Origin of the sequence: Actinopolyspora biskrensis (assembly GCF_013408175.1) — a bacterium.
GTDB classification, from domain to species: Bacteria; Actinomycetota; Actinomycetes; order Mycobacteriales; family Pseudonocardiaceae; genus Actinopolyspora; species Actinopolyspora biskrensis.
In genome coordinates this window covers 1008782-1032743 of record NZ_JACBYW010000001.1, presented here as the reverse complement: position 1 = coordinate 1032743, position 23962 = coordinate 1008782, and the positions used below count along the sequence as shown (strand labels likewise).

Sequence of the window (23962 nt, the reverse complement as noted above, 5' to 3'; positions counted from 1 at the left end):
GAGAACGACTCAGCACCGGCCGACCGCGGCCCAGAAGGCGTTGCGGGCCCCTTCCGGCACGGTGTCCGTGTCCGGCCGCCACTCGGTGGCGTGCACCAGCCCCGGCTCGACCAGCTCGAGATCGCCGAGCAGCGCGGCGAACTCCTCCACCGAGCGGTGGTTGGCGACGTGGGTGGTGTCCCGGTAGAGCTTCGAGATCCCCTCGACCCGGTCCGGTTCGTCGTAGTGGTCGGTGATGTGCGAGACCACCAAGAAACTTCCCGGGGCGACCGCCCGGCGGTAGGCCTCCACGATCTCGGCGGGCCCCTCCTCGTCGCCGATGAAGTGCAGCACCGCCGCGGCCAGCACGGCCACCGGCTCCTCGAAGTCGAGCAGCCCGGCCACACCGGGCGCGGCCAGCACCTCCTCGGGCCGGCGCAGATCGGCCCGGGTGATCGTCGCCGTGTCGACGCCCTCGAGGATCTGACGAGTGTGGGCCACCGCGACGTGCTCGTTGTCGACGTAGGCCACTCGGGCAGACGGGTCCTGCGCGTGGGCGATCTCGTGCACGTGGCCCACCGTGGGAATCCCCGAGCCCAGGTCCAGGAACTGGCGAATCCCCTGCTGCAGGCAGAACCGCACCGCCCGCTGCAGGAACGCCCGGTTGCCCCGCGCCCCCGGGATCATCACCGGGGTGATCTCCACCGCCCGTTCGGCGGCCTGCCGGTCCGCGGCGAAGTTGTGCGACCCGCCGAGGTAGTAGTCGTACATCCGCGCCGCGTTCGGCGTCTCGATGTCGATCTCCTCGGACCGCGCGGGCTCCCCGATGTTCATGCCCCACTCCCCACTACCGCGACCAATCACCGTCCGGGAGCGTACACACGCACGCCTCCACAGCGAAGAGCACGACCGGGTCGCGGAGTCGAGCGAAGTGAGCCTGTCAGGACGAGGTCATCCCGCTCACCTCGGCGACCTTCTCGAAGGAGCGCAGCCAGGCCTCCCGCTCGGGAGCCAGCGAGGTGACCATCAGCTCGTCGGCCCGGGCGTGCTTGGCGAAACCGTCCAGGTACTCCTTCGCCTCGTCGGGGGTCCCGACGGCGGAGTAGGTCAGCATCTGCCGGGCCTGCTGGCCCGCGGGCGACTCCAGGGCCTCGTCGGCCTCCTGCCGCGTGAGGTTCCTGCGGGTGAGCAGCCGGAGCCTGCTGCGCTTGGCGGCCTGGAACTGCTCCTGGGCCTTCTCGGTCGTGTCGGCGGCGATGATGTTGACCCCGGCGATGACGTGGGGCTCGGACAGCTGCTCGGAGGGAGTGAACTGGTTCCGGTAGACCGCCACGGCGTCTTCCAGCGCGTTCGGGGCGAAGTGCGAGGCGAACGAGTACGGCAGTCCGAGCGCGGCCGCGAGCTTGGCCCCGAACAGCGAGGAACCGAGGATGTACAGCGGCACGCCGGTCCCCTTGCCCGGCACCGCCTCCACGCCCTGCACCAGGGACTTCTCCCCCAGGTAGCCCTGCAGCTCCTGCACGTCCTGCGGGAAGCTCTCCGCCGCCTTCGGATCGCGGCGCAGCGCCTGCGCGGTCTGCTGGTCACTGCCCGGAGCCCTGCCGAGGCCGAGGTCGATGCGGCCCGGGTGCAGGGTTTCCAGGGTGCCGAACTGCTCGGCGACGGTCAGCGGGGCGTGGTTCGGCAGCATGATGCCGCCGGCGCCCACGCGGATCGAGCTGGTGTGCGCGGCGATGTGCCCGATGATCACGCTCGTCGCCGAGGAGGCGATGCGCGGCATGTTGTGGTGCTCGGCGTACCAGATGCGCCGATAACCCCACCGCTCGGCTCGCTGCGCCAGGTCGATGCTCGCCCGCAGACTGTCGTCCGCCGTTTCGCCCCGGCCGATGTTGGCGAGATCGAGAATGGACAGTGGGACACCCATGGAGGTCGCACCCTTCCGCGCAGACATAGCAGCAGGCACTCGCGCCGCTGCTTCGGTCAATCGGACGAACACCCCGAGCCGACGCGGCTATTCCCGGTATTACCCGGATCACTCCTCCGCGGTGAGGTGGTTGAGCCGCCGAGGACGGCCGGTACGTCTGGACCTCCGTGCCCCGGGAGACCGCCGAAGCACGAGCGGCCCCGAACGGCGTGTTAGGGTCCGCGGCCATGCAGACGCAGCTCGTTCGCACGACCCCGAACAACGGGGTCGCGAGTACCGCGTGGTGGCCGCTGACGGCGGCCTGCTGCCTGCGCGTCTGACGCACTCCCACTGGCCGCCTCGTCGAGGTGGCCCGGGCTTTCTCTCCCGGTTCCTCCCGGGGCGGTCCTCCAACCGACGGAGGAACTCCCATGAGCACCGGGGAAACCGAAACGACCGGCTCCGCCGCCGAACTGATCGACCGCCTGCGCTCCGACGACTGCCCGGCCTTCGCGCTGCTGCGCCGCTGGGACCCCGAGCACGACGCACCCGGCCCCGTCGAGGTGCTCATCGGGCCGGTCACCACGGTCGAGCACCTCTCCGAGATCCCGCTGCCGCAGGGCGCTCCCGAACAAGGCACCGGGCACGACGCCCTCGCGCTCGTGCCGTTCCGCCAGATCCGCGAACGCGGCTTCGACTGCCACGACGACGGCACTCCGCTGCGGGTCCTCCGGGTCGAGGAGAGCCACCGGCTCGACACCCGCGAGGTGCTCGACGCCCTGCCCGAGGACGAGGTCGCGCTGCACGAGGACGGTTTCGACGTCGACGACGAGACCTACGCGACGACCGTCAAGCGGATCGTGCACGACGAGATCGCCACCGGTGAGGGGGCGAACTTCGTGATCCGGCGCGACTTCACCGCCCGGATCCGGAACTACCACCCCGACTCGGCCCTGACGCTGTTCCGCCGGTTGCTGCGGGCCGAGCACGGCTCCTACTGGACGTTCCTCGTCCACGCGAGCCCCGAGACCGACGAGCAGGGCGGGCGAACGCTCGTGGGCGCGAGCCCCGAGGTGCACGTGCGGCTGGACGAGGGTGAGGCGGTGATGAACCCGATCAGCGGAACCTACCGCTACCCCGACACCGGCCCCGACCGCGAAGGCCTGCTGCGGTTCCTCGCCGACCCCAAGGAGAACGCGGAACTGTCGATGGTGCTCGACGAGGAACTGAAGATGATGTCGGCGGTCGGCGACCGCGGCGGCCGCGTGCACGGGCCCTACCTGCGGGAAATGGCGCACCTGGCCCACACGGAGTTCGAGATCCGCGGCCGCACCGGGATGGACGCGCGCGACGTCCTCCGCGAGACCTCGTTCGCCGCCACCGTCACCGGAAGCCCGGTGGAGAACGCCTGCCGCGTGATACGCCGCCACGAGCCGTCCGGCCGCGGCTACTACGCCGGGGCGCTGGCGCTGTTCTCCCGCGACTCCGGCGGGGGCCAGCGACTCGACTCCCCCATCCTCATCCGCGCCGCCGACATCGCCCCCGACGGGCGAGTCCGCGTGCCCGTGGGGGCGACCCTGGTGCGGGACTCGGAACCGTCCTCGGAGGTCGCCGAGACCTGGACCAAGGCAGCAGGCGTGCTCACCGCGCTGGGCGTGCGCCAACGAGCGGCCACCTCCGCGGCCCCCACCCGCCCCGAAGGAGGCTTCGCCCGCGATCCACTGGTCGCCGCACGGCTGGCGGCGCGACGCGACTCGCTGGCCCCGTTCTGGTTGCGCCCGCGGGAAGAGCTCCCCGCACCGACCGGGCAGGCGTTGATCATCGACACCGGGGACAGCTTCACCGCGATGCTCGCGCAGGTGTTCCGCTCACTCGGGCTGGACCCGGTCGTGCGCCGCTACGACACACCACCGGGCGAGCTGCTGGACACGCGGGCGGAACTCACCGTGCTCGGGCCCGGCCCCGGCAACCCCGGTGACCACGACAACGCCCGCATGGTCCGACTGCGCGAACTGGCCCACCACCTGGTTCACAGGGCGCGGACGAAAGAGCACCCGTTGCTGGGCGTGTGCCTGGGCCACCAGCTGATCGGCCGCGAGCTCGGGCTGCCCCTGCTCCGCAAACCACGGCCGCACCAAGGTCTGCAGCGCGACATCGACCTCTTCGGACAGTGCACGACCGTCGGGTTCTACAACTCCTTCACCGCCCACGCCGACGAGGACACGACCGCGCGGCTGCACACCAGCGGGATCGAGCTCAGCCGCGAGCTGGAAACCGGCGAGGTGCACGCGTTCCGCGCGCCGCACATCGCAGGTGTGCAGTTCCACCCGGAGTCCGTGCTCACCCTCGACGGGCGGACGACCGTGCGCGAGCTCGTCCAGCGGCTCTCGCCAGGGCTCATCGACAGCTGAAACACCCGGTGGCCGACGTGCGCGCCACACCGGCCACCGGCAGCCCGAAGTTCTACGGGTCCCCCACATGCGCGGGGCCTACCTTTTTGCGCTGGGACTTTACCAGCGACATCGAGCTTTTGGAATCGGTTTCCTTCGGACGAAGCACCGACACCTCAAACCCCGGAACTACGACGCCCCCGAAACGTGTCTGACCGTGCTCGGGACAGGACGATCGCGGCGTTCGAGGACGACGACACGACAGGTGCTGGTCCGATGGACAGGCTCACGGCCTCGATGAAGTCTCGGGACAACCTGTTCGGGCGAATCAATCGTCAGTTCTTCTTCAGCGCCTCGGCAAGCATCACGATGATGCCGCTGGGACCACGAACGTACGTGAGCTTGTAGACGTCCTCGTAGGTCGCCACGCCACGAAGCGGATAACAACCGTGCCGCGCGGCTGTCTCCAGGGCCTCGTCGATGTCGTCGACCGAGAAGGCGACGCGGTGCATGCCGATCTCGTTGGGCCGAGTGGGCTCCGACTCGATCGCCTCGGGGTGGATGTACTCGAAGAGCTCGAGGTGACCGTGCCCGTCCGGTGTCCGAAGCAGCGCGATGTCGGCGTGGTTGCCGTCAAGACCGACGGCGGTGTCGGCCCACTCACCACTGACCGCGTCGCGGCCGACGACCGTGAGCCCGAGGTCGGTGAAAAAGGCGATCGTTGCTTCGAGGTCGCGAACGGCGATGCCGACATTCTCAAGTTCGATGGCCATGCGTGGCAGGCTACCCAGCCGGACTGAGCAGCGCCGGTGACGAACGGGACTCGATCGAGCGAGCCGTCGAGCGTCCACGAGCTGCTGCGAGCCTGCCAACTGTTCTGTTTCGGGGGATCTACCCCGCGCGTGCGGGGCCTACGGCGGATGTCGAACTCGCGGTTCGATGGGATCGTGTTGGAAACAGGCCCACACACTGTGGATGCGGTTCCCACGGATTCGACCGCCTTCAGCCGCTTGACGAGTCTCGTCCCACAAATGTTCCTTCATCCCCGCGGTCAGGACGAGATCGAGATGACGAACGATCCTGTCACGCTGCCGTGATGGCAAGCCCTCCAGTTTCTTGAGCGCCAACCCGGCATCACTCTCGGAATCGTTGAGGCGGTCCAGCAGCTCGCAAATCGCCTCCAGGGCACGCTTCCACTCGTTATCGGCGTACTCGTGCAGGGTGTTCGAGATACGTCCCAGTTGCTCACACTGCTCGACCCCCAGGTCGCGGTACGAACGCTTGCTGAGCAGAGCCAATACCCAGTGGAATCGGACCTCGCCCCGTCTTGCCCGCGGGCGATGGCCTCGTCGATCAGTTCGCGGGCGCGAGTGGGCACGCCGTTTTCCAGGAAACGCACGCCGACCTCGTACTTCTTGGACGGTGAGTCCTCAGGAAGTACTTGGTAGACCGAAGAGTTGTGTACCTGTTCGGCTTGAATACCGACAGTGGATCCGTGCTCGGCGGCGTTGCTCGTGGTATTCGCGGATTCGCTCATGACACTCCGTTCGCCGCCGCGATCAGCGTCGCTACCTTCGCCGCCGACTCCGCCAGATCATCTATTAGCGGCGGTGGCAAATTGACACGACCGTACTTTTGGTGTCGGCAACAGCGATCGGACGAGCTGCCGCAGTCCTCGCGGTACCACACAGACCCACTTGCCCTCATTCACGGCAAAGATTAAAGAACCATCACGTGAACACGGCCTGAGTGTCACTCCTTCACAGCAAAGATGTTTACCACAAGGGACGCTTGATAGCTGACTTTCATTCGTTCGGTGCAGTGACGGCAGAGAGTCTTCAAAGTAGCATAAAGGCGAGACGGCCCGTAGAGGACGGTTCGATGGTGTCAAACCCAAAGGAGGAGGAATGAGTGCGCGTAAGATCGTGGCGTTTGCGTCCACAATGATCTTTGCGGCGGCGCCGTTCGCAGTGGCATCGGCACCGTCAGCTGCAGCCTCTCCTGAATGCGCGGCAAAAGTCAAGGCCGGCGGAGCTACGCTCTACAAGATAACTCAGGACAACTTAATTCTCGGAAAAAGACTGCAATCGTACGCAGACAATGAAGAGCACACCCAATTCGGATACTTGCCAAGTGGAAAATGTATACCCCAGAGCGAATTCGACAAAGGGCAAGGCTATATCGAGGGGCGCTACGAGTACTATGACAGCTCATATGGCGAAGCCTGGAGTCAGAACGTTCTTCGATTCGGCCAGTACAAGTACTTCTGGAATTTGTATGGATACTGGGTCGATGACAGTCACCTCGAAACCCAGTAATGATATCGGGATTTGCCTTTCGCATTGCTAGTGCCGTGGCACCATGTTGGTAACGATCTCCTTAAGGACCCTTGAAGAATGATCTTGGTGCGCTTCAGGGTGCGATTGGAGTCGATCACGTTCGCTGTGTGAGGAACGCGGGATGGTTCGGCCGAGACCGTGAGAGATCAGTGACGAGCTGCGGTCGGTGATCGAACCGCTGCCGCCGCGCCATGAACAACGGTTTCGGCATCCGGGGCGGTGCCGCATCGACGACCGCAGGACCCAGCAGGGCATCTTGTTCGTGCTCTACACCGGTATCCGGTGGGAGTTTCTGCCTCAGGAGTTGGGCTTCGAGTCCGGCCCGACCTGCTGGCGCCGGCTGGAGGAATGGCAGCAAGGCTGGGGCATGGGAAGACGTGCAGCGGGTATCGCTGGACAAGCTGCGCGCGGCCGACCAGTTGGATTTCTCCCGTGCCACGGTCGATGCCTCCCCTGTGCCGGCCAAGCGAGGTCGAACGGTTCCAAAAGCCGGTCCGAGTCCGGTCGACCCTGGTCGACCGGACTCGAAACCCCACGCGCTCACCGACGCGTGTCGTGCTGCGCTCCGAGCGTCATGGACCGGCGGTCCTTGCCACGATGTGACCCAATTGATGCCGTCGGTGCAAGCGCTGCGCCCGGTACGCGGCTAAGCACGGCCGACCCCGCCACCGCCCACCGACCCTATGCGCCGCCCCGGCTTCGGCGCCCTGCACTGGGCCGCCGAAGCCGCCCTCACCTGGCTCCACGGCCCCCGCAAACTCCGAATCCGGTGGGAAATCCGCGACGACATGCCCAGGCATTCCTACATCTGGCTCACTGCATGCATGATCCTCACTCGCAAACTCCCCACCTCAGCATTATGAAACGACTCCTTAGTCCGCGCGCACCCGCTTGAGTGCCAGCACGAACGTGCTCTTGTCCGCCTGCGTGTCTTCCTTCGGAGCCCTGCTCACGATGTCGAGCTCCGCCTCCACCGCCTCGTAGGTGACTTGGTCGAGCTCTCCCGTGGAATGTTGCTGCCTCAGGTGGTCGCGAAACGCGGCCAACTCGGTGGCCGGACCAGCCGTGGTCGACACCTGGGGCTCCGCACCCATCGAAACGGTGTTCCCGGTGACGTGTTGCCCCTGGATGCCGACCGTGCCGGAGACGTAATTGTGGATGACGGCGCTGTTCTTCGGGTTGTTGCCCTCGTTCATCGTGACGCACTCCCGTTCCTTGACCACTTCTCCAGCGAACCCGACGGCGAATGCCACCGCGTTTACCGCTGCTTGCGGCTGCCAGACACCGTCCGCATCGGTGGTCTTGGTTCCGTCGGCCCTATCGCTGATGCCACGAACGACAGCCACCGGGAAATCGTTCAGATGGCCAGCCTGTACCACACCTGCTGCTTCCATCTCGATCACCAACGCGTCGTTGCAGTGCTGTCGGATCCACGTCGCTTCGTACGAAATCCGGGAGTTCTACACGACCTCCCGGGGCGATGACACCGAAAAGGGCCTTGGGAACACGACCGTCGGACTGACAGGAAAAGGGAGTACAGCCTGCACGACAAGACATTCGAGCAACCACGACAAGCGAGGTCTGCCCGTCTCCTTCGTCCGGCTGTACAGCCTGGTCGCAGACGCTTCAGCCCCGCGATACATGTAGGCACTGAAGCAGGGAACTTCGAAGGGACGCGTATGCCACATACTCGAGCGCGGCTGCGGCGGGGCCTAACGGACAGCGCCTCGGCAGGCCTCACCGCCAAGAACAGCTCGCTTCTCCGCCTCGAGAACCCCGCGAGAGGAGCCGCGAGCTACCCCGAGCGGGCCCCGGTCGTCAGCTCGGGTCGGGAGCGAGCACCACGAAGTCGGCGCCGAACGGATCGGCGCACACGGCCAACCGCCCCACACCCTCCGCGTCCTCCGGTCCCATGTTCACGGCCCCACCGCTGTCCCCCACGCGCGCCGCCGCGGCGTCGCAGTCGGCGGTCGCGAAAACCGGGTGGAAATACGGCTTACCGGCGTGCTGCTCGAAGAACTCGACCCCCATCTGCACGATACCGCCGTGCGCACGGTTCTCCTCCTCGCCGGATGGGCGGATGATCGAGTACGTGCCCTCCCCACCGGGCATGGGCACGTCCCGGGTGCTCCACCCGAACAGCGAGCCGTAGAACTCCACAGCGGCGGCCGAGTCGGTGGTGAACAGCTCGACCCACATCAACGAGCCCGGCTCGTCGACCGCTTCCAACCCCCTGCTGTCGCGAGGCTGCCACACCGCGAACTCCGCCCCCAGCGGGTCGGTGAACTGGGCCAGCCGCGCCTGGCCCTCGGCATCGAACGGCTCCACACGAACCCCTCCGCCTGCCCGGCGAACCCTGTCTGCCGCCTCGTCGGCATCGGCCGCGTTGAAATAGATCATCCAGGCCGGGCGGGCTCCCTCCTCGTCGAGCGGCCCCAGTCCAGCGACGGCCTTGCCGTCCGAGCGGAACACCCCGTAACGGTTCCCCTCCGGATCCATGGACTCGAACCGCCAGCCGAACACCGAGCGGTAGAAATCCCGCGCGGCCGCCGGGTCCGGCACCCCCAGATCGATCCAGCACGGCGCACCGAACGCGAAATCCGTAGTGATCATGACGTTCCCCCTCGTGAGAGTGGCTACGCCGTCACTCTGACACCGACCACCGACACTCGCGCGCCACCAGCCCACCCCGCGCACGACACACCGCCGCTCGAGAGCCCACGCGACGCTGCCCAGTCCCGGGACTCACGGGCCGGTGATCGAGCTCCCGAGCAGGCCGGGCTGTGGAAAACTCCCGATTATAGGCAAAACTGGAAAACAGCCGGGTCAGCTCTCCGGCGGCACGACGTTGATCGAGCACTGCAGCCGGTACTCGTCCACGATGTCCGCACCAGCGGTGATCAGACCGGTCACCGGCCCCTCTCCGGTGTGCTCGGGCACCAGCGGCTGCGCCGACCCGTCCGACTCCACCACCCAGGCCGCCACGGGCCGCGTCTCCGTGTCCCCACCGGGATACTTGATCGACACCGACCACCCCGGCGCCGCCGGGCTCACCCCGGTGACCTGGGCACAGACATCCAGCCCCGCGAAGCCCTCCGCCGTCCGAGCGTCGATCAGACAGTGGTGCTCGGAGTCGTCGACCACCATCGGCGCACCATCGGTCCCCCACCGCTGTATCGGTGTGAAACGGCGCTGGCGCTCCCCCTCCACCTCGGTCTCGTAGATCGCTGCCCACCCGGTCGGCGACCACGTGTCCATACCGTCCGCTCCTCCCGCGGCGCGACTGTGCGTAACCGTCGTATCACGGTAACGCGATCACCGCGCGCACGAACCCGCCACAACTCCCCCTTCCGGGCGGGAATTCCCGACAACCCCCGCCCCGGCGAACGCGACCGAGCCGTCCCGCGGTGGGAAACCTCCGCGGGACGGCTCGCCCGAACCTCGACGCCGCGTCGTCAGCTCGCGCTCAACGAGTAGCGGCTGGTGGCGAAGTCCAGACCACCACCGGACGAGGTGATCTCGAATCCGAACTGGACCTCACCCACCGACGCATCGGAAGAGAACCAGCCACGCTGGACGACCCAGTCCAACACCTCCTCGATGTCCACCGTCCCCGCGTTCGTGCCACCGGTGCGCACGAAGGAGAACACCTCGTTGGAGCCGTTCGTCCCCTTGTGCACGTCCCACCGGTGACCACCGACGTCGACGGTGTCCACCCGGGAACCGATGGGCCCCACGGCACCGTGCTGGTTCATCCACAGCATGATCTCGTAGTCGTGATCGTCGACCCAGATGTCGTAGGCGGTGGCATAAGCCCCGGCGTCCGGCACGGTGACAGCGAACTCACTGCTCAGCCCGCCGATCGCGCCGACCGACTCGTTCACGGCCCTGCCCACGTGCGGGTAGGACTTGACCCCGCCGGTGTTCGGGTGGTCGGCCGTCACTGCCCAATCAGCGTGGGAGTTCGCCCGGATCGTCTGGGGCCCGACACCACTGCCCCAAATGTTGTTGCGCACGACGTAGTCACCATCGGACCAGGTCGCGAACCTCTCCGAGGACTCCCACACCGCCGCGTGAGCCGTGCCCGCACCGAGACCGACCGTCGCCAGCACGGCCACGACCACGGTGACCAATCGGGGTAATCGCATCGCTGCTACCTCCTCCTGATTCTCCGCACCGGCGCGGCACCACGACGCACCGCGCCCCACCGTGTTCACCCGCGGACCGGAACCTCGGCGTCGTCACGCAGGAACACGGGAATCCGCCCCAGGGGAGCGTCCACACTCACCACCGCACCGCCGGCGTACCGGGACCCGGTCCAGGCGTCCGTCCACACGGCGCCGGCGGGGAGGTAGACCTCACGGGCCCGGTGCCCGGCGTCCAGCACCGGGGCGACCAGCAGGTCCGGCCCGAGCAGAAAACCGTCGTCGACCCGCCAGGCCCGCTCGTCGCCGGGAAAGTCCACGAACAGCGGGCGCATCGGCGGCACCCCGCTCTCGTGGGCCACGCGCATCTGCTCGCTCAGGTAGGGCCGCAACCGCTCGCGCAGCCACAACGTCTCACTGATCATCTCCAGCGCCTCGTCACCGTAGGACCACACCTCGTTGGGCCCACCGGTCATGTCCGGACCGAACGGCATCCGCGGCTCCCGCACACCGTGCAACCGGAACAGCGGGCAGAACGCCCCGTACTGGAACCAGCGCACCACCAGCTCCCGGTACTCGGGCGAGTCCGGATCCCCGCCGTGGAAACCGCCGATGTCGGTGGTCCACCACGGGACCCCCGACAGCGCCACGTTGAGCCCGGCCCGCACCTGCGCCCGCAGCGAAGCCCAGGTGGCCGGGATGTCACCCGACCACAGGGCGGCCCCGTAGCGCTGGCTGCCCGCCCACGCCGAGCGGCACAGCAGCACGACCCCGTCGTCGCCCGCGGCACGGCTGCCCTCGTGGAAGGCCCGCGCTCCCTCCCGCGGGTAGACGTTGGCGACCTCGGAGCCCGGACCGGCGTGGAAGCTCAGGTTGTGCGGATGGCCGGGTTGCAGCTCCGGCTCGCAGGCGTCCAACCAGAACGCCCGGATCCCCTTGTCGTAGTAGTTGCGCTTGACCCGCTCCCACACGAAGTCCCGGGCGCGCGGGTTGGTCGGATCGTAGAAGGCGACCGGCATCGCCGCGTCGAACCCCTTGTCGTGCCAGGGCGCGTGCACCGGCACCCCGCGCTCGGTGTCCACCAGTAGCCCGTTGTCCCGCATCTCCGGGAAGTTCTCGCTCAGCGGGCTCACCGACGGCCAGATCGAGACCATCAGCCTGATGCCCAGCTCCTCCAGCTCGCGCACCATCCCGTCGGGGTCCGGCCACTCGGCCGGGTCGAACCGCCAGTCCCCCAGGTGCGTCCAGTGGAAGAAGTCGGTCACGATCACCGACATCGGCAGCCCCCGCCGCTTGTGCTCGCGGGCCACCGACAGCAGCTCCTCCTGGTCGCGGTAGCGCAACTTCGACTGCCAGAACCCACTGGCCCACTCCGGCAGCATCGGGGGATGGCCGGTGGCCTCGGCGTAGCGCTCCAAGATCCCCGCCGGGCCGTCTCCCGCGGTCACCCAGTAGTCGATCCCCCGCGCGTAGTCGGACACCCACCGGGTGCCGTTCTCGGCCAGCTCCACCCGCCCCACACCGGGCGTGTTCCACAGCAGACCGTAGCCCCTGCTGGACACCAGGAACGGGATCGACACCTCGCCGTTGCGCTGCACCAGGTCCAGCACCAGGCCCTTCTGGTCCAGCCTGCCGTGCGTGTGCTGACCGAGCCCGAACAGCTTCTCGCCGTCGTAGGCGTGGAACCGCTGCTCCAACCTGCCGTACCCGCCGCCGTGCCCGTAGAACGACCGCGGCCCCGGCCACCAGAAGTGGGCGCGCTGCTCGCTGAGCAGCTCCGCACCGGTGTCGCCGCGCCGGAACGCCAGCACCGGAACCAGACCGGTGTCGGTGGACACGAGCTCGACCACCGCGGCCAGCGCCCCGTTGACGATCCGTCCGCGCTCCTCGTCGATCCGCACGTCCACATCGGCCCGACCCCGGGGCTCGACCAGCGCTCCCGGAACGTCGTCGGTGACGCCGTGCCGCCCCACCCGAACCCGCAGGCTGTCCCGGCCCCACGGCTCGATCCGGATCACCTCGTGGCGCACCCGCACCTCGAGCACCCGCCCGCCCTCGCGGCTTTCCAGCATCAACAGCTCCTCGTCGTCTCAGAAGGACAGTGCCGACCGGCATTCCGACGGCCTTGCAGCGCGCCCCGGTGGACAGCGCACCCACGGCCGGCAACCGACCCGGAACCGCCCGCCGCGCACTCCCGGCAGTGCTCGCCGTTCCACCCGCGAAGCACTCCGATAAATCGAAGCGCATCGACAAATCCAATGTGATTGACGCTAGAGAACGATGAGGGGAAACACAAGAGCTCGACACGACAAAGCCTTGACACAGCAGGGGAACTGTCAAGAACGGCTGTTGACCAGAACGGGTTCTCGGTGCCACAGTTTCCGCCATCGCGCTCTTCGTGTGAACAAAGCCGTCGAATGATTATCGAATCGCTTCGATTCATTTCGATATTTCCGGAGGTGATGCGTTCCCATGCACCCCGACTCACCGAACCCGATCTCCCGCCGCCGCGTGCTGTCCCTGGCCGCCGGAGCCGCGGCCGGAACGGCGCTGGCGAGCGTCCTGCCCGGAGGCGCCTCGGCGGCGCCGACCGGCTCACCCGAGTTCCGCGACCCCGCGCTGCCCACGCGGCAGCGGGTGGAGGACCTGCTGGGCAGGCTGAACCTCGACGAGAAGATCGCCCTGCTGCACCAGTACCAACCGGCCATCCCCCGCTTGGGAGTCGCCGCGTTCAAAACCGGCACCGAGGCGCTGCACGGGCTCGCGTGGTCGACCGACAGGAACGCCGACGGCGCGGTGGTCACCGCGACGGCCACGGTGTTTCCCCAGGCCATCGGCCTGGCCAGCACGTGGGACCCCGAACTGGTCGAACGCGTCGGCGAAGCCGTCGGCACCGAGGCGCGCGGATACCACTCGGACAACCCCGACGTCTGGGGACTGCAGCTGTGGGCGCCCACGGTCAACCTGCTGCGCGACCCCCGATGGGGGCGCAACGAGGAGGGCTACTCCGAGGACCCGCACCTCACCGGCGTGATCTCCACCGCTTACGGGCGCGGCATCCAGGGCGCGGACCCCGAGCGATTACGCGCCGCGCCCGTGCTCAAGCACTACCTGGCCAACAACAACGAGATCCACCGCCACACCGCCTCGTCGACGCTGCCGCCGCGCGTCAAGCGCGAGTACTACGAGCGGGCCTTCGAACCGGCGCTGTCGGCCGACGCGGCCACCGGGGCCATGTCGGCCTACAACCTGGTCAACGGCAGACCGATGACCGTCCACCGCGACTTCGACGACCTCCTGCGCGACTGGGCGCCGCGGCCGCTGTTCAACGTCACCGACGCCGGTGGCCCCAACAACCTCACCGGCGACCAGAGCTACTACACCACCCAGCCGGAGGCCGACGCGGCGATCCTCAAGGCCGGCCTGGACAGCTTCACCGTCGACGACACCGACTCCGAAAAGACGATCACCGCGGTCAGGACCGCGCTGGACGGCGAGCTGCTCGCCGAATCCGATGTGGACGAGGCCGTGCGCCACATCCTCAGCGTCCGGATCCGGCTCGGCGAGTTCGACCCGCACGGCGGCCCGTACGGCCGGATCGGCCGGGAGGTCGTGGACAGCCCCGCCCACCGCGCGCTGGCCCACCAGGCGGCCACGCGGGCGACCGTGCTGCTCAAGAACGAGCACGACGCGCTGCCGCTGTCACCCGCACGGACGAACCGGATCGCCGTGATCGGCCAGCTCGCCGACACGCTCTACACCGACTGGTACTCCGGTGCCCTGCCCTACGAGGTGACCCCGCTGCGCGGCGTCCGCACCGCGCTCGGACCGAGCACCACGGTGACCTCGAGCGAGGGCGCGGACAGGATCGCGCTCACCGCACCGGACGGACGACACGTCACCGCCACCGACGACGAACAGCCCCTGCGGCTGACCTCCGGCGCGGACTCCGCGACGCGGTTCGACGTCTTCGGCTGGGGCGAGGAGATCGTGACGCTGCGCGCCGCGTCGAACGGCAAGTACCTCTCCTTCGAGCAGGACGGCCGCACCCTGGTCAACGACGCCGAACAACCCAACGGGTGGAACGTGCGGCAGCGGTTCAGGCTGCGCGCGCACGGCGACGGCCACGTGCTGGAGTACGCCGGCTACGACGCGGGCGAGTCGTGGTTCGGTGACCGGAAGTACGCCACCGTCGACGACGGCGGCAGGCTGACCGTCACCGCCGGCTCACCGGACTCGGCCACCACGTTCACCCGCGAGGTCGTCCGCGACGGACGGCAGGAGGCGGTCGCGGCGGCGGGCGACGCCGACGTCGCCGTGGTCGTCGCGGGCAGCATGCCGCTCATCAACGCCAGGGAGACCGACGACCGCCAGGAGATGGACCTCGCACCGGAGCAGCAGAAGGTACTGGAGCTGGTGCACCGGGCCAACCCGAACACCGTGCTGGTGCTGGAGAACAGCTACCCCACCACGATCACCTGGGCCCAGGACAACCTGCCCGCGATCCTGTGGACCACCCACGCGGGCGCGGAAACCGGCAACGCACTGGCCGACGTGCTCCTCGGCCGGGCCGACCCCGCGGGCAGGCTCACCCAGACCTGGCCCCGCTCGGTCGAGGACCTGCCGGACGTCCTCGACTACGACATCATCAAGTCCGAGCGCACCTACCAGTACTCCACCGCGACACCGCTGTACCCGTTCGGGCACGGGCTGTCCTACACCACCTTCGACTACGGCGTCCCGGAACTGAGCGAACCCGTGATCAGCGCGGACGGCGCGACCAGGGTGAGCGTGACGGTCCGCAACACCGGCCGGCGCGCCGGGGACGAGGTCGTCCAGCTCTACACGCACCAACGGCAGTCGCGGAACCCGCAGCCGCGGAAGCGGTTGCGCGCCTTCCGGAGGGTGCGGCTGGAACCCGGACGGAGCCGGACCGTGAACTTCGCCCTGCGCGGTGCCGACCTCGCGCACTGGGACGTCACCCGCGAACGGTGGGTGGTCGAGGCGGCCACGCACGATCTCCTCCTCGGCTCCTCCAGCGCCGACATCCGCCGGCGGCGCGCGCTGCGGGTGCGCGGAGAGACCATCCCGCCACGGGACCTGCACCGGGAGACGACCGCGGCCAACTTCGACGACTACGCGGGCATCACCCTGACCGACCGGAGCAAGCAGCACGGCACGGCCGTGACCGCCTCCGACGGCCACGGATGGATCCTCTTCCACGACGTCGACCTCGGCCCCGGAGCCGGCGGGATCACCGCGCTGGTGGCCAACGGGTCCGCCGGTCCGACGCACCTGGGCGTTCGGCTGGACGGGCCGGCCGGTCGCGAACTGGGCGCGATCACCGTGCCCGCCACCGGCGGCGAGTACGCCTACCGCACGGTGCGCTCCCGGCTGACCCGGGCACGCGGGCGCCACGACGTCTACCTGGTCCTCGACGGTCCCACCAGGATCGCCACTTTCCACTTCGAACGGTGAGCGCGCCCGCGAGCACAGGACGCGAGCGAACCGCCCGAGCCCGTCGACGGCTCGGGCGCACACTTTTCGAACCGCTTCGAGCCAGCCCGACGGGCCGTCCGGGCCCGCCAACCACCGACAGCGGACGCGAACCGCGCACCACACGCCGCTCGAACCGACGCCCCCCCACGTCCACCCGTGGAGGACACGCGGGCCTCCTGCGCTCCGGAAGAGTCCGCCTGATCTACCATGAACCGGCCACCGTTCGATGCGCTTCGACACGCCAGCCGGGAGGACGACATGGTCTCCATCGCCGACGTCGCACGGGACGCGGGGGTTTCCTCCAGCACCGTCTCCTACGTGCTGTCCGGAAAGCGGTCGATCTCGCCGGAGACGCGGCACCGCGTGGAGGCCAGTGTCCGCAGACTCGGCTACCACCCGCACGCCGGTGCCCGCGCGTTGGCCAGCAGCCGCACCAACGTGCTGGCCCTGGTCATGCCGCTGCGGGCCGACATCGACGTCCAGGTGCTGATGGGCTTCGTCACCTCGGTGGTCACCTCCGCGCGCAAGTACGACTACGACGTGCTGCTGCTGACCAACGACGAGGGCCCGGACGGGCTCCGCCGGGTGGCCGACTCGGCGATGGCCGACGCGCTCCTGGTGATGGACGTCGAGTCCGCGGACCCGCGGGTTCCGGTGCTGCGGTCACTGCCCTGCCCGACGGTGCTGATAGGACTTCCGGACGAGCCGGGCGACCTGTCCTGCGTGGACCTCGACTTCTCCGCCGCGGCCAAACGCTGCGTCCAGCACCTCGCCGACCTCGGGCACGAGCACATCGCCCTGGTCGGCCCCTCGCCCGCGGTCTACGAACGCGGCACCAGCTTCGCGGGGCGCTTCCTCAACGGGTTCACCGAAGCGGCACGGACACGCGGGCTGAACGCCCCCAGCCGGCCCTGCTCCCCCTCCTACGACGGGGTGCGCGAGTGCCTCGACAAGATCCTCGTCGAACAGCCGCAGCTCACCGGCCTGGTGGTGCACAACGAAGCGGTGCTCGGCACCCTGCTGTCCGAACTGCGCGCCCGGGGCAGCCGGATACCGGAGGACGTCTCGGTGGTGGCCGTGGGCCCCGACGAGATGGCCGCGAACCGGCCGATGCGACTGACCACGGTGCCGTTGCTGTCCGACGACGTCGGGCGGATCGCGGTGGAGATGACCATGCGCGAACTGGAGGGCGCGGCCTCCCCCGAGGTCCGTCTGCTGTCCCCCCGCCTCACCCACGGCGACAGCACCGCGCAGCGGGCTTGAGCGACCGGAGTCACCCCTCCCGCCACACCCTTCTACCCGGTGTCCCGAGCGCGCCCCGGCACGTCTCCGTCACCGTCCGACACACGTCGGGCCGTGGCATGATCGGCTCATGGGCCGCGACGAGGAATACCTGTTGGACAATCGGCAAGTCGAGGCTGGTGCACGCTTCGACGCGCTCTCGACCCTCTTCGACCCCTCCACGTTCCGGCACTTCGAGACGCTCGGAATCGACGAGGGGTGGCAGTGCTGGGAGGTCGGCGCCGGCGGCACGAACCTCCCCGCTCGACTCGCCGAACGCGTCGGACCCAGCGGACGTGTACTCGCCACCGACATCGACGTGTCCTGGATCGAGGCAACCGACGCGATACTCGAAGTGCTCAGCCACGACGTCGCCCGCGAGGACCCCCCGGTCGGCCCTTTCGACCTGATCCACGCCCGCCTGCTCCTCGTCCACGTCGCGGACCGCGATGCCGCGCTGCGCTCCATGACCCGGGCGCTGCGTCCCGGCGGGTGGCTGCTGATCGAGGACGCCGACCCCGCTCTGCAACCGCTGATCTGTCCCGACGAGCACGGCCCCGAACAAGAACTCGCCAACCGGTTGCGCCGCGGTTTCCGCCAGCTGCTGCAACAGCGCGGCGCCGACCTGGCCTACGGGCGCAAGCTGCCACGACTGCTGCGCGAGATCGGCCTCGCGGAGGTCACGGCCGATGCTTACTTCCCGATCGCCTCGCCCCAGTGCGACGTCCTCGAGGCGGCCACCGTCCACCAGGTACGTGACGAGCTCACCGCTGCGGGCCTCGCCACGGACGACGAGATCGAGCGGCACCTCGCCAACATCGCTGCTGGACAGCTCGATCTCGCGACTTCGCCGATGATCTCGGCCCGGGGCCGCAGTCCCTTCCGGTCCTGACCGAGCTCGCGGGGCTCGCCCGCCGGCACCGCCCGCGCCGCAAGCACTGCGCCGGTCGTCAACGCGGTCGGAAGAGATCAGCGGGAGCGGAGCCGCAAAACGGGGCGTCTCCTGTGAAGGTCCGGGCACCACGGTTCCCGTCGTGTTGCGGCGAAACCGGCGAGTGGGGCACATTACGCGGTTACGCTGCGGCCAACAGCACATCACCCGTCCCGTACCCGCCTACCTTGCCGAGGAGAGAAGCCTCATGAACCTGGCGCTGTGGATCGTCACCGGCCTGCTGGCCGCCGTCATGCTGGTCGGGGGCACGACGAAGCTGTTCGTGCCGAAGGACAAGTTGGCCGCGACCGCGCACGGAGGGTGGACCGACGACTTCGGCGTCGGTTTCGTCAAGGCCCTCGGAGCCGTCGAGGTCCTGGCGGCGGTGGGGGTCGTTCTGCCTGCCGTGGTCGGTATCGCGCCGGTTGTGGTGCCGGTGACCGCCGTCTGCTGGGTGCTGCTGATGATCGGCGCGATGATCACGCACCTTCGTCGTCACGAGAGAACGCCCGTTGCCGCGAACCTGCTCTACCTGGCCATGGCCGCCTTCGTCGCCTGGGGACGCTTCGGCCCCGAGTCCTTCACCGGTTGACCCAACCGGTCCTCACCTCAGCCCAGGGCCGAACGCTCCGGAACCAGGACGTTTGGGACTCCGCCCGGCGGGAAACCCACCCGGCCACCCCGCGAGTTCGCGGTCCGCGCCACGACCGCGAGCCACGTGCGTGCCCGCTACCGCACCAGGCGCAGGAACCGCAGGGCGACGGACCCGGACGCGGCGAACACGGCGGCACCGGGGTAAAGCGTGGTGCGGTTCTCGCCGCCACCGGACGTAAGCAGGGCAGGAGCCAGCATCGGCTCCACCGTCCGCGGAAGGGAGTTGGCCATGTTGAACACACCCGTCCCCTTCGCTGCTTCCGTGTCGCTGTTGGGAAGCACACCGGTCACCAGAGCGTAGTCCACACCGGCGTAGACGCCCTGCCCGACACCGGCGATGGCGAGTGCGTTCCGGCACGGCGCGGGCTGACCACGCCCGCTCCGGAGCCGAGGCACTCCGCGTTCGGCGCTGCGCCCCTCTCCGTGCTTCGTCGAGAACTCCCGGGACGGGATCGACGAGCGGGTCACGCGGCTGTCCCCACCTCCGGAACAGTGAAATCCGGACGGGCTTAACCCCTTAACACTCAAGGGTCACGCCACTGCTCCGTTTCATGGAGCGACAGCCCCCTGAAGGTCGCGCTACTCGCCCACCTGGACCGGACGAATCGCACACCGAGACTCAAACGTCCGTGCACAGTGATTTCGCCCGTCGTCTCCACTCCGGGCACCTTCCGGTTCCCGCCGCGGGAGACTCCCGACAGTCCGCGGACACCGACACGTCCCTGCTCGAACACCGCCACCGTGGACAGCACGTTGACCCGAGAAGAAGCGGGATCCTATATTCCGCTTAAGTCGTACTCCGGTGACGACACAGGCTGTGTGAGATCCCCTCGGCGGACCGTTGCGCCCCGTACGGCACCGGCCGGACGCACCTTGCGCCCACCCGGTTCGCCGTCGCTTCGTGACCGGGCGGTCCCTCCACGCGCACGCCAACGGTCCCGGCTCTCGCCTGCCGGACCTGCGCCGCAGCCACGACCTGCTGGCCGATGAACGGCGCGGACTGCTCGGCTTCGACATCGGCCGCGTCCTCCGGATCGTTCGGGTGCACGGGGAACGGGTTCAACGTGATCCCCGCACCGGCCCCGGGTGCGTGTCCACGGATGACCTCACGCCCCTGACCGTGGGCGAGCAGCAGGTGGTGCCCTGCCGCCACGGCCGCGCGCGGATCGGTCCGCCCTGGCGCGTGCACGCCGGCGGCGTATCCCAGGAAGGCGGCGCACCAGGGTTCGTTGAGCGTCGTCCAGTTCGACACCCGGTCACCGAGCCGACGCGGCACACTGCCGACGTAGTCGGCGAAACGGTACACGGTGTCCCGGTTCGCCCAGCCACCGCGGTCCTCCAGCTCCTGTGGCAGGTCCCAGTGGTAGAGCGTCGGCCACGGCGCGATGCCGTGCTCCAGCAACTCGTCGACGAGCCGCTCGTAGAAGTCGAGTCCCGTCCCGTTGACGGCACAACCGGCGGGCCGCACCCGGGGCCAGGCGATCGAGAACCGGTAGGCCCGCAGCCCCAGCTCGGACATCAGCCGAACGTCGTCGCTCATCCGCCGGTAGTGGTCCGCCGCGGGTTCACCGGTGTCCCCACCTGCCACGGCACCGGGCCGCTCGCAGAAGGTGTCCCAGATGGACCATGCTCTTCCATCCGCTGTGGTGGCCCGGTCGGCGCGACAGCCGGTGCCGCACGCGCCGGGCCGCGTGGGAAGCGCACTCACTCGTTCACGCGATCCGTTCCTCGACGGAGGACTCGTAGAGCCAGCAACGTGCCGTGTGACTGTCGCCGACGGCGAACTCCGGCGGTTGCTGCTCGCACTTCGGCATCGCGTGCGGGTACCGGGCCCGGAAAGGACAACCCCGCGCATCGGCCGACACCTCACCGCAAGGCCGCTCGGGGGAACGACAGCGCCGCGGAGTCCCCACCCGGATCCGGAGCCGAGTCCCTGAGCAGCCGGGTGTAGGGGTGCCGCGGCCTCAGGATCACGTCGTCGCTGCTGCCGCGCTCGACCACCTGACCGCGGTACATCACCAGAACCTGCTCGGAGAAGTGCCGCGCGGTGTCCGGATCGTGCGTGATGTAGAGAACCGCCAGGTCCTCCTCGGTCTTGAGCCCGTCGATCAGGTTGAGTATGTCCGACCGGATCGACACGTCGAGCATCGAAACCGGCTCGTCCGCCAGTAGCACCCGAGGTCCGGTCGCCAGCGCGCGAGCGATCGCCACCCACCGGCGCTGCCCGCCCGAGAACTCGTGCGGCTGCTTGGCGACCACCCGATCCTGGGGAACCAGCGCCACCCGCTCGAGCAGACGCTCGACCCGCTCGTCCACGGCGGACCGACGACCGCGATCGTTGCCGAACCACCGGGTGCCCGATGCGCTCGGCTTCAACACCGAACCCGCGCAGGCCAGACGATGCTGGCACGGGCGTTCGGGACCGGGGACGCGTTCCTGAGTCACCGGCGATGAGGCCTACGGACAAGGACCGGCTGTCCGAGCAACCCTGGCGGCGATCGTCGGTCGGGACCGGTGCTCACGGTCCGCGCATCTACGACTGGGCTCGCGTGCCGCTGGGTACCCACTTGCCGCCCAGGCGAGGCCACTGGCCGCTGGCACGGCACTCGATCAGCAACCTCAGCGAGATCGCCTGCTACATCTGCTACGGGCCCCGCCGCACGCGACTGCTCAACCTGGTCTGGACCGCCGGATCTCGCTGGCACGTCGAAGAATGCTTCCAACAAGCCGAAAACGAAGCCGGACTCGACCACTACCAAGCACGCTCCCGACGAGCTTGGTATGCCCACACGACTCTGTCCCTACTCGCTCTCGCCTGGCTGACCGTGACCAAAAAACACGCCACAAAAGTAGAGGTTCAGCAGCACTAGCGAACCAGGCGTGATCACCTATACTCCAGCAGAACTCCGCCGCCACCTGATCAACTTCATCACCCGAGCATCACCCCCAGCCAAACACGTCTACTCCTGGTCACACTGGCGCCGACACCACCAACACCAAGCCCGACAATGCCCCTCCCGACAGCGTCCACCCACTCTGAGTACCACCGCAGTACTAGGTCCAGTGGCTCTTCGTATCAAGCGTCACACGGGGCCAGCCGGATCACGACACGCCTCTCCCCGTCCGCAGAACCACAAACCACCCGCACGGCGTCGGAATCCCCGGTTACAGGCCCGACTCCGGGCTAATCATATCCGCGGACCAGGTGGCTTTCATCACGATCTTCCACATCGTGCAATCGAGATTCATTTTCCCAGGCGTAAACACTATAGGACACCTCCGGCACAAGTACATCTCGGCCAGCACGGAGGGAAGCCGTTCGCGCAAACTCAAAAAAATTGTATCGCAAGAAACCATCTCCTTTTCTGAAAGCATGCCCCCATGAGCCCATCAACGGAACTCGACACCAACGAAGAATTCATTCCCCTCATCCCGAAAAAACGGGCACTTCCCACGAGAAACGATCGATCCATCGTTCCGCCACCGCTTCATAAGCATCGGATTCTACGATGTTCGACGTTTCTTAATCCTCGTGATCGCAAAACCACATACACTAGCGCTGACAACCGAAACCGAACCGCCGAGAAGCAGTGGAGCCCTGCCATCTACATATTCCGCCGACCAGCCGGCGAGTGTGCTCCCCAACGGTGTCCCACCCAGCAGAAGCAACATGTAGAACGACATGACCCTACCGCGCACACTCGAATCCACTGAAAGTTGAATCGTGTTGTTGGCAGTGAGAATAAAAGTCATCTGCGTCGCCCCGAGCACTAAGAGAAGGATGCCGAAGACCCATGCGGAAAAAGAAAATGCAGCTATGCTCTCGGCCACCCCGAATGTTAGCGCGCTGCCGATCAGTATGTGATGCCGAGGCAAGTCGCGCGCACTGCGCCACGCGGAGAATGCCGCCCCAACCAACGTTCCCGCAGCGAGCATGGCGTGGAGCAGGCCGAAGTCATCCGATCCCGTTTCGAAGACCTGGTTGGCCATAACCGCGAGTGAGGTGTTAAAGGTAAGCCCGAACGTTCCGACGCAGAAAACGAGACTCAGCACCGAGACCAGCTCAGGGCGCTGCCGTACGTAGCGGACCCCTTCAAGGAGCTGACCTCTCCCAGCCGGCACGGGATCGTTGCGGTGAAGCAGAGCAGGGTTCATCATCACGAGAGTCACCACAACCCCAATCACCGAAAAAGCGTTTACCAGAAACAACCATCCGGTGCCGATCCAGGCGATCAGATAACCGGCTATGGCCGGCCCGACCAACCTGCATGAGTTCACGATAATAGAGTTCAGAGAAACAGCGTTCCCTACCTGACTCCTTCCCACCATCTCCATCACGAAGGATTGACGGATGGGCATTTCGAGCGCTCCGCAGCACCCTAGGGACAGACACAGCACGTACACATGCCACAGCTGAACCAGTCCCGCCACATCCAGCAGTCCCAAAGCCAGCGCAGATCCCCCTATACCGTACTGGAGCACGATCAACAGATGTCGTTTGTCGAGTCGGTCGGCCAATAATCCCGCCCAGGGGGTGAGCAACAACATCGGAAGGAACTGCAGCGCGACCGCTATTCCCAGCGCGGTGGCACTTCCTCCGGATATCTCCAGCACCAACCAATCCTGCGCGATGCGCTGAATCCAGGTACCGAGCAGGGATACTACCTGTCCACCCGCGTAAAGTTGAAAGTTACGCACTCGCAGTGATATGAACATCGAGCTGGAGCGCCGGGAAAAAACCCTCTCGGCTGTCTCCTCTTCCACGGTCTTGTCTGTCGCATACGAGGACATATACTATCCTGTCGATTCAGTTGCATAAAACACATACACGCGAGAGCCAA

At 67.6% G+C, this 23962-nt stretch carries 19 protein-coding genes and 2 pseudogenes; 8 read left to right on the top strand and 13 right to left on the bottom strand.

Features of this window, described 5'->3' with window-relative positions; translation table 11 throughout:
• Positions 1–9: 9 nt before the first annotated feature.
• A complete protein-coding gene (locus tag FHR84_RS04450; RefSeq protein ID WP_179534111.1) occupies positions 10–813 on the bottom strand; it encodes an SAM-dependent methyltransferase in 804 nt (267 codons plus the stop codon).
• 106 nt (positions 814–919) lie between these two features.
• Entirely contained in the window at positions 920–1903 is a 984-nt protein-coding gene (locus FHR84_RS04445; RefSeq protein WP_179534110.1) for an LLM class flavin-dependent oxidoreductase, read from the bottom strand.
• Between the two features lie 410 nt (positions 1904–2313).
• Between FHR84_RS04445 and FHR84_RS04440 the strand changes: the two genes are divergently transcribed.
• Positions 2314–4293 carry an anthranilate synthase family protein gene (locus tag FHR84_RS04440; protein WP_179534109.1) on the top strand — a complete coding sequence of 660 codons (1980 nt, stop codon included), beginning with the start codon at positions 2314–2316 and terminating at the stop codon, positions 4291–4293.
• Between the two features lie 314 nt (positions 4294–4607).
• On the opposite strand, the gene FHR84_RS04435 is transcribed toward FHR84_RS04440, so the two are convergent.
• The gene (locus FHR84_RS04435; protein ID WP_179534108.1) at positions 4608–5045 is read right to left on the bottom strand and encodes a VOC family protein; all 438 of its coding nucleotides are present in this window, start codon (positions 5043–5045) and stop codon (positions 4608–4610) included.
• Between the two features lie 138 nt (positions 5046–5183).
• The gene (locus FHR84_RS04430) at positions 5184–5570 is read right to left on the bottom strand and encodes a hypothetical protein (RefSeq protein ID WP_179534107.1); all 387 of its coding nucleotides are present in this window, start codon (positions 5568–5570) and stop codon (positions 5184–5186) included.
• 609 nt (positions 5571–6179) lie between these two features.
• Between FHR84_RS04430 and FHR84_RS04425 the strand changes: the two genes are divergently transcribed.
• Both FHR84_RS04425 and FHR84_RS04420 read left to right on the top strand, forming a co-directional pair.
• Complete coding sequence (locus FHR84_RS04425) at positions 6180–6590, top strand: hypothetical protein (RefSeq protein WP_179534106.1); 411 nt, start codon at positions 6180–6182, stop codon at positions 6588–6590.
• A gap of 166 nt (positions 6591–6756) precedes the next feature.
• Positions 6757–7301: pseudogene (locus FHR84_RS04420) on the top strand (transposase); the annotation flags it as partial.
• A gap of 182 nt (positions 7302–7483) precedes the next feature.
• Here FHR84_RS04420 and FHR84_RS04415 read toward each other — a convergent pair.
• The 5 genes from FHR84_RS04415 to FHR84_RS04395 form a co-directional block, all read right to left on the bottom strand.
• Positions 7484–8014 (bottom strand): phosphorylase family protein, encoded by a 531-nt coding sequence (locus tag FHR84_RS04415; RefSeq protein WP_343075165.1) that lies wholly within the window; start codon positions 8012–8014, stop codon positions 7484–7486.
• Between the two features lie 415 nt (positions 8015–8429).
• Positions 8430–9224 carry a VOC family protein gene (locus tag FHR84_RS04410; RefSeq protein ID WP_179534104.1) on the bottom strand — a complete coding sequence of 265 codons (795 nt, stop codon included), beginning with the start codon at positions 9222–9224 and terminating at the stop codon, positions 8430–8432.
• 213 nt (positions 9225–9437) lie between these two features.
• On the bottom strand, positions 9438–9869 hold the full coding sequence (locus FHR84_RS04405; protein WP_179534103.1) for a hypothetical protein: 432 nt from the start codon (positions 9867–9869) through the stop codon (positions 9438–9440).
• A 197-nt stretch (positions 9870–10066) separates the two neighbouring features.
• On the bottom strand, positions 10067–10759 hold the full coding sequence (locus FHR84_RS04400; protein WP_179534102.1) for a GH12 family glycosyl hydrolase domain-containing protein: 693 nt from the start codon (positions 10757–10759) through the stop codon (positions 10067–10069).
• Between the two features lie 65 nt (positions 10760–10824).
• Positions 10825–12828: a glycoside hydrolase family 31 protein gene (locus FHR84_RS04395; RefSeq protein ID WP_179534101.1), complete on the bottom strand. Its 2004-nt coding sequence runs from the start codon at positions 12826–12828 to the stop codon at positions 10825–10827.
• A 400-nt stretch (positions 12829–13228) separates the two neighbouring features.
• Between FHR84_RS04395 and FHR84_RS04390 the strand changes: the two genes are divergently transcribed.
• The 4 genes from FHR84_RS04390 to FHR84_RS04375 all read left to right on the top strand — a co-directional run bounded on the left by FHR84_RS04390 (position 13229) and on the right by FHR84_RS04375 (position 19059).
• Positions 13229–16234, top strand: a complete 3006-nt coding sequence (locus tag FHR84_RS04390) for a glycoside hydrolase family 3 protein (RefSeq protein ID WP_179534100.1) — start codon at positions 13229–13231, stop codon at positions 16232–16234.
• Between the two features lie 279 nt (positions 16235–16513).
• The gene (locus FHR84_RS04385; protein WP_179534099.1) at positions 16514–17518 is read left to right on the top strand and encodes a LacI family DNA-binding transcriptional regulator; all 1005 of its coding nucleotides are present in this window, start codon (positions 16514–16516) and stop codon (positions 17516–17518) included.
• A 109-nt stretch (positions 17519–17627) separates the two neighbouring features.
• Positions 17628–18428, top strand: a complete 801-nt coding sequence (locus FHR84_RS04380; protein WP_179534098.1) for a class I SAM-dependent methyltransferase — start codon at positions 17628–17630, stop codon at positions 18426–18428.
• Between the two features lie 247 nt (positions 18429–18675).
• Positions 18676–19059 carry a DoxX family protein gene (locus FHR84_RS04375; RefSeq protein WP_179534097.1) on the top strand — a complete coding sequence of 128 codons (384 nt, stop codon included), beginning with the start codon at positions 18676–18678 and terminating at the stop codon, positions 19057–19059.
• A gap of 137 nt (positions 19060–19196) precedes the next feature.
• On the opposite strand, the gene FHR84_RS04370 is transcribed toward FHR84_RS04375, so the two are convergent.
• The 3 genes from FHR84_RS04370 to FHR84_RS04360 all read right to left on the bottom strand — a co-directional run bounded on the left by FHR84_RS04370 (position 19197) and on the right by FHR84_RS04360 (position 21497).
• Positions 19197–19589 (bottom strand): MFS transporter, encoded by a 393-nt coding sequence (locus FHR84_RS04370; RefSeq protein ID WP_179534096.1) that lies wholly within the window; start codon positions 19587–19589, stop codon positions 19197–19199.
• 319 nt (positions 19590–19908) lie between these two features.
• Entirely contained in the window at positions 19909–20829 is a 921-nt protein-coding gene (locus tag FHR84_RS04365) for a family 1 glycosylhydrolase (protein WP_179534095.1), read from the bottom strand.
• A gap of 158 nt (positions 20830–20987) precedes the next feature.
• On the bottom strand, positions 20988–21497 hold the full coding sequence (locus FHR84_RS04360) for an ATP-binding cassette domain-containing protein (protein ID WP_218861948.1): 510 nt from the start codon (positions 21495–21497) through the stop codon (positions 20988–20990).
• Between the two features lie 20 nt (positions 21498–21517).
• Here FHR84_RS04360 and FHR84_RS04355 point away from each other — a divergent pair.
• Positions 21518–21991, top strand: a pseudogene (locus FHR84_RS04355) (IS701 family transposase); the annotation flags it as partial.
• 634 nt (positions 21992–22625) lie between these two features.
• On the opposite strand, the gene FHR84_RS04350 reads toward FHR84_RS04355, so the two are convergent.
• Entirely contained in the window at positions 22626–23912 is a 1287-nt protein-coding gene (locus FHR84_RS04350; protein ID WP_246300118.1) for an MFS transporter, read from the bottom strand.
• Positions 23913–23962 lie beyond the last annotated feature (50 nt).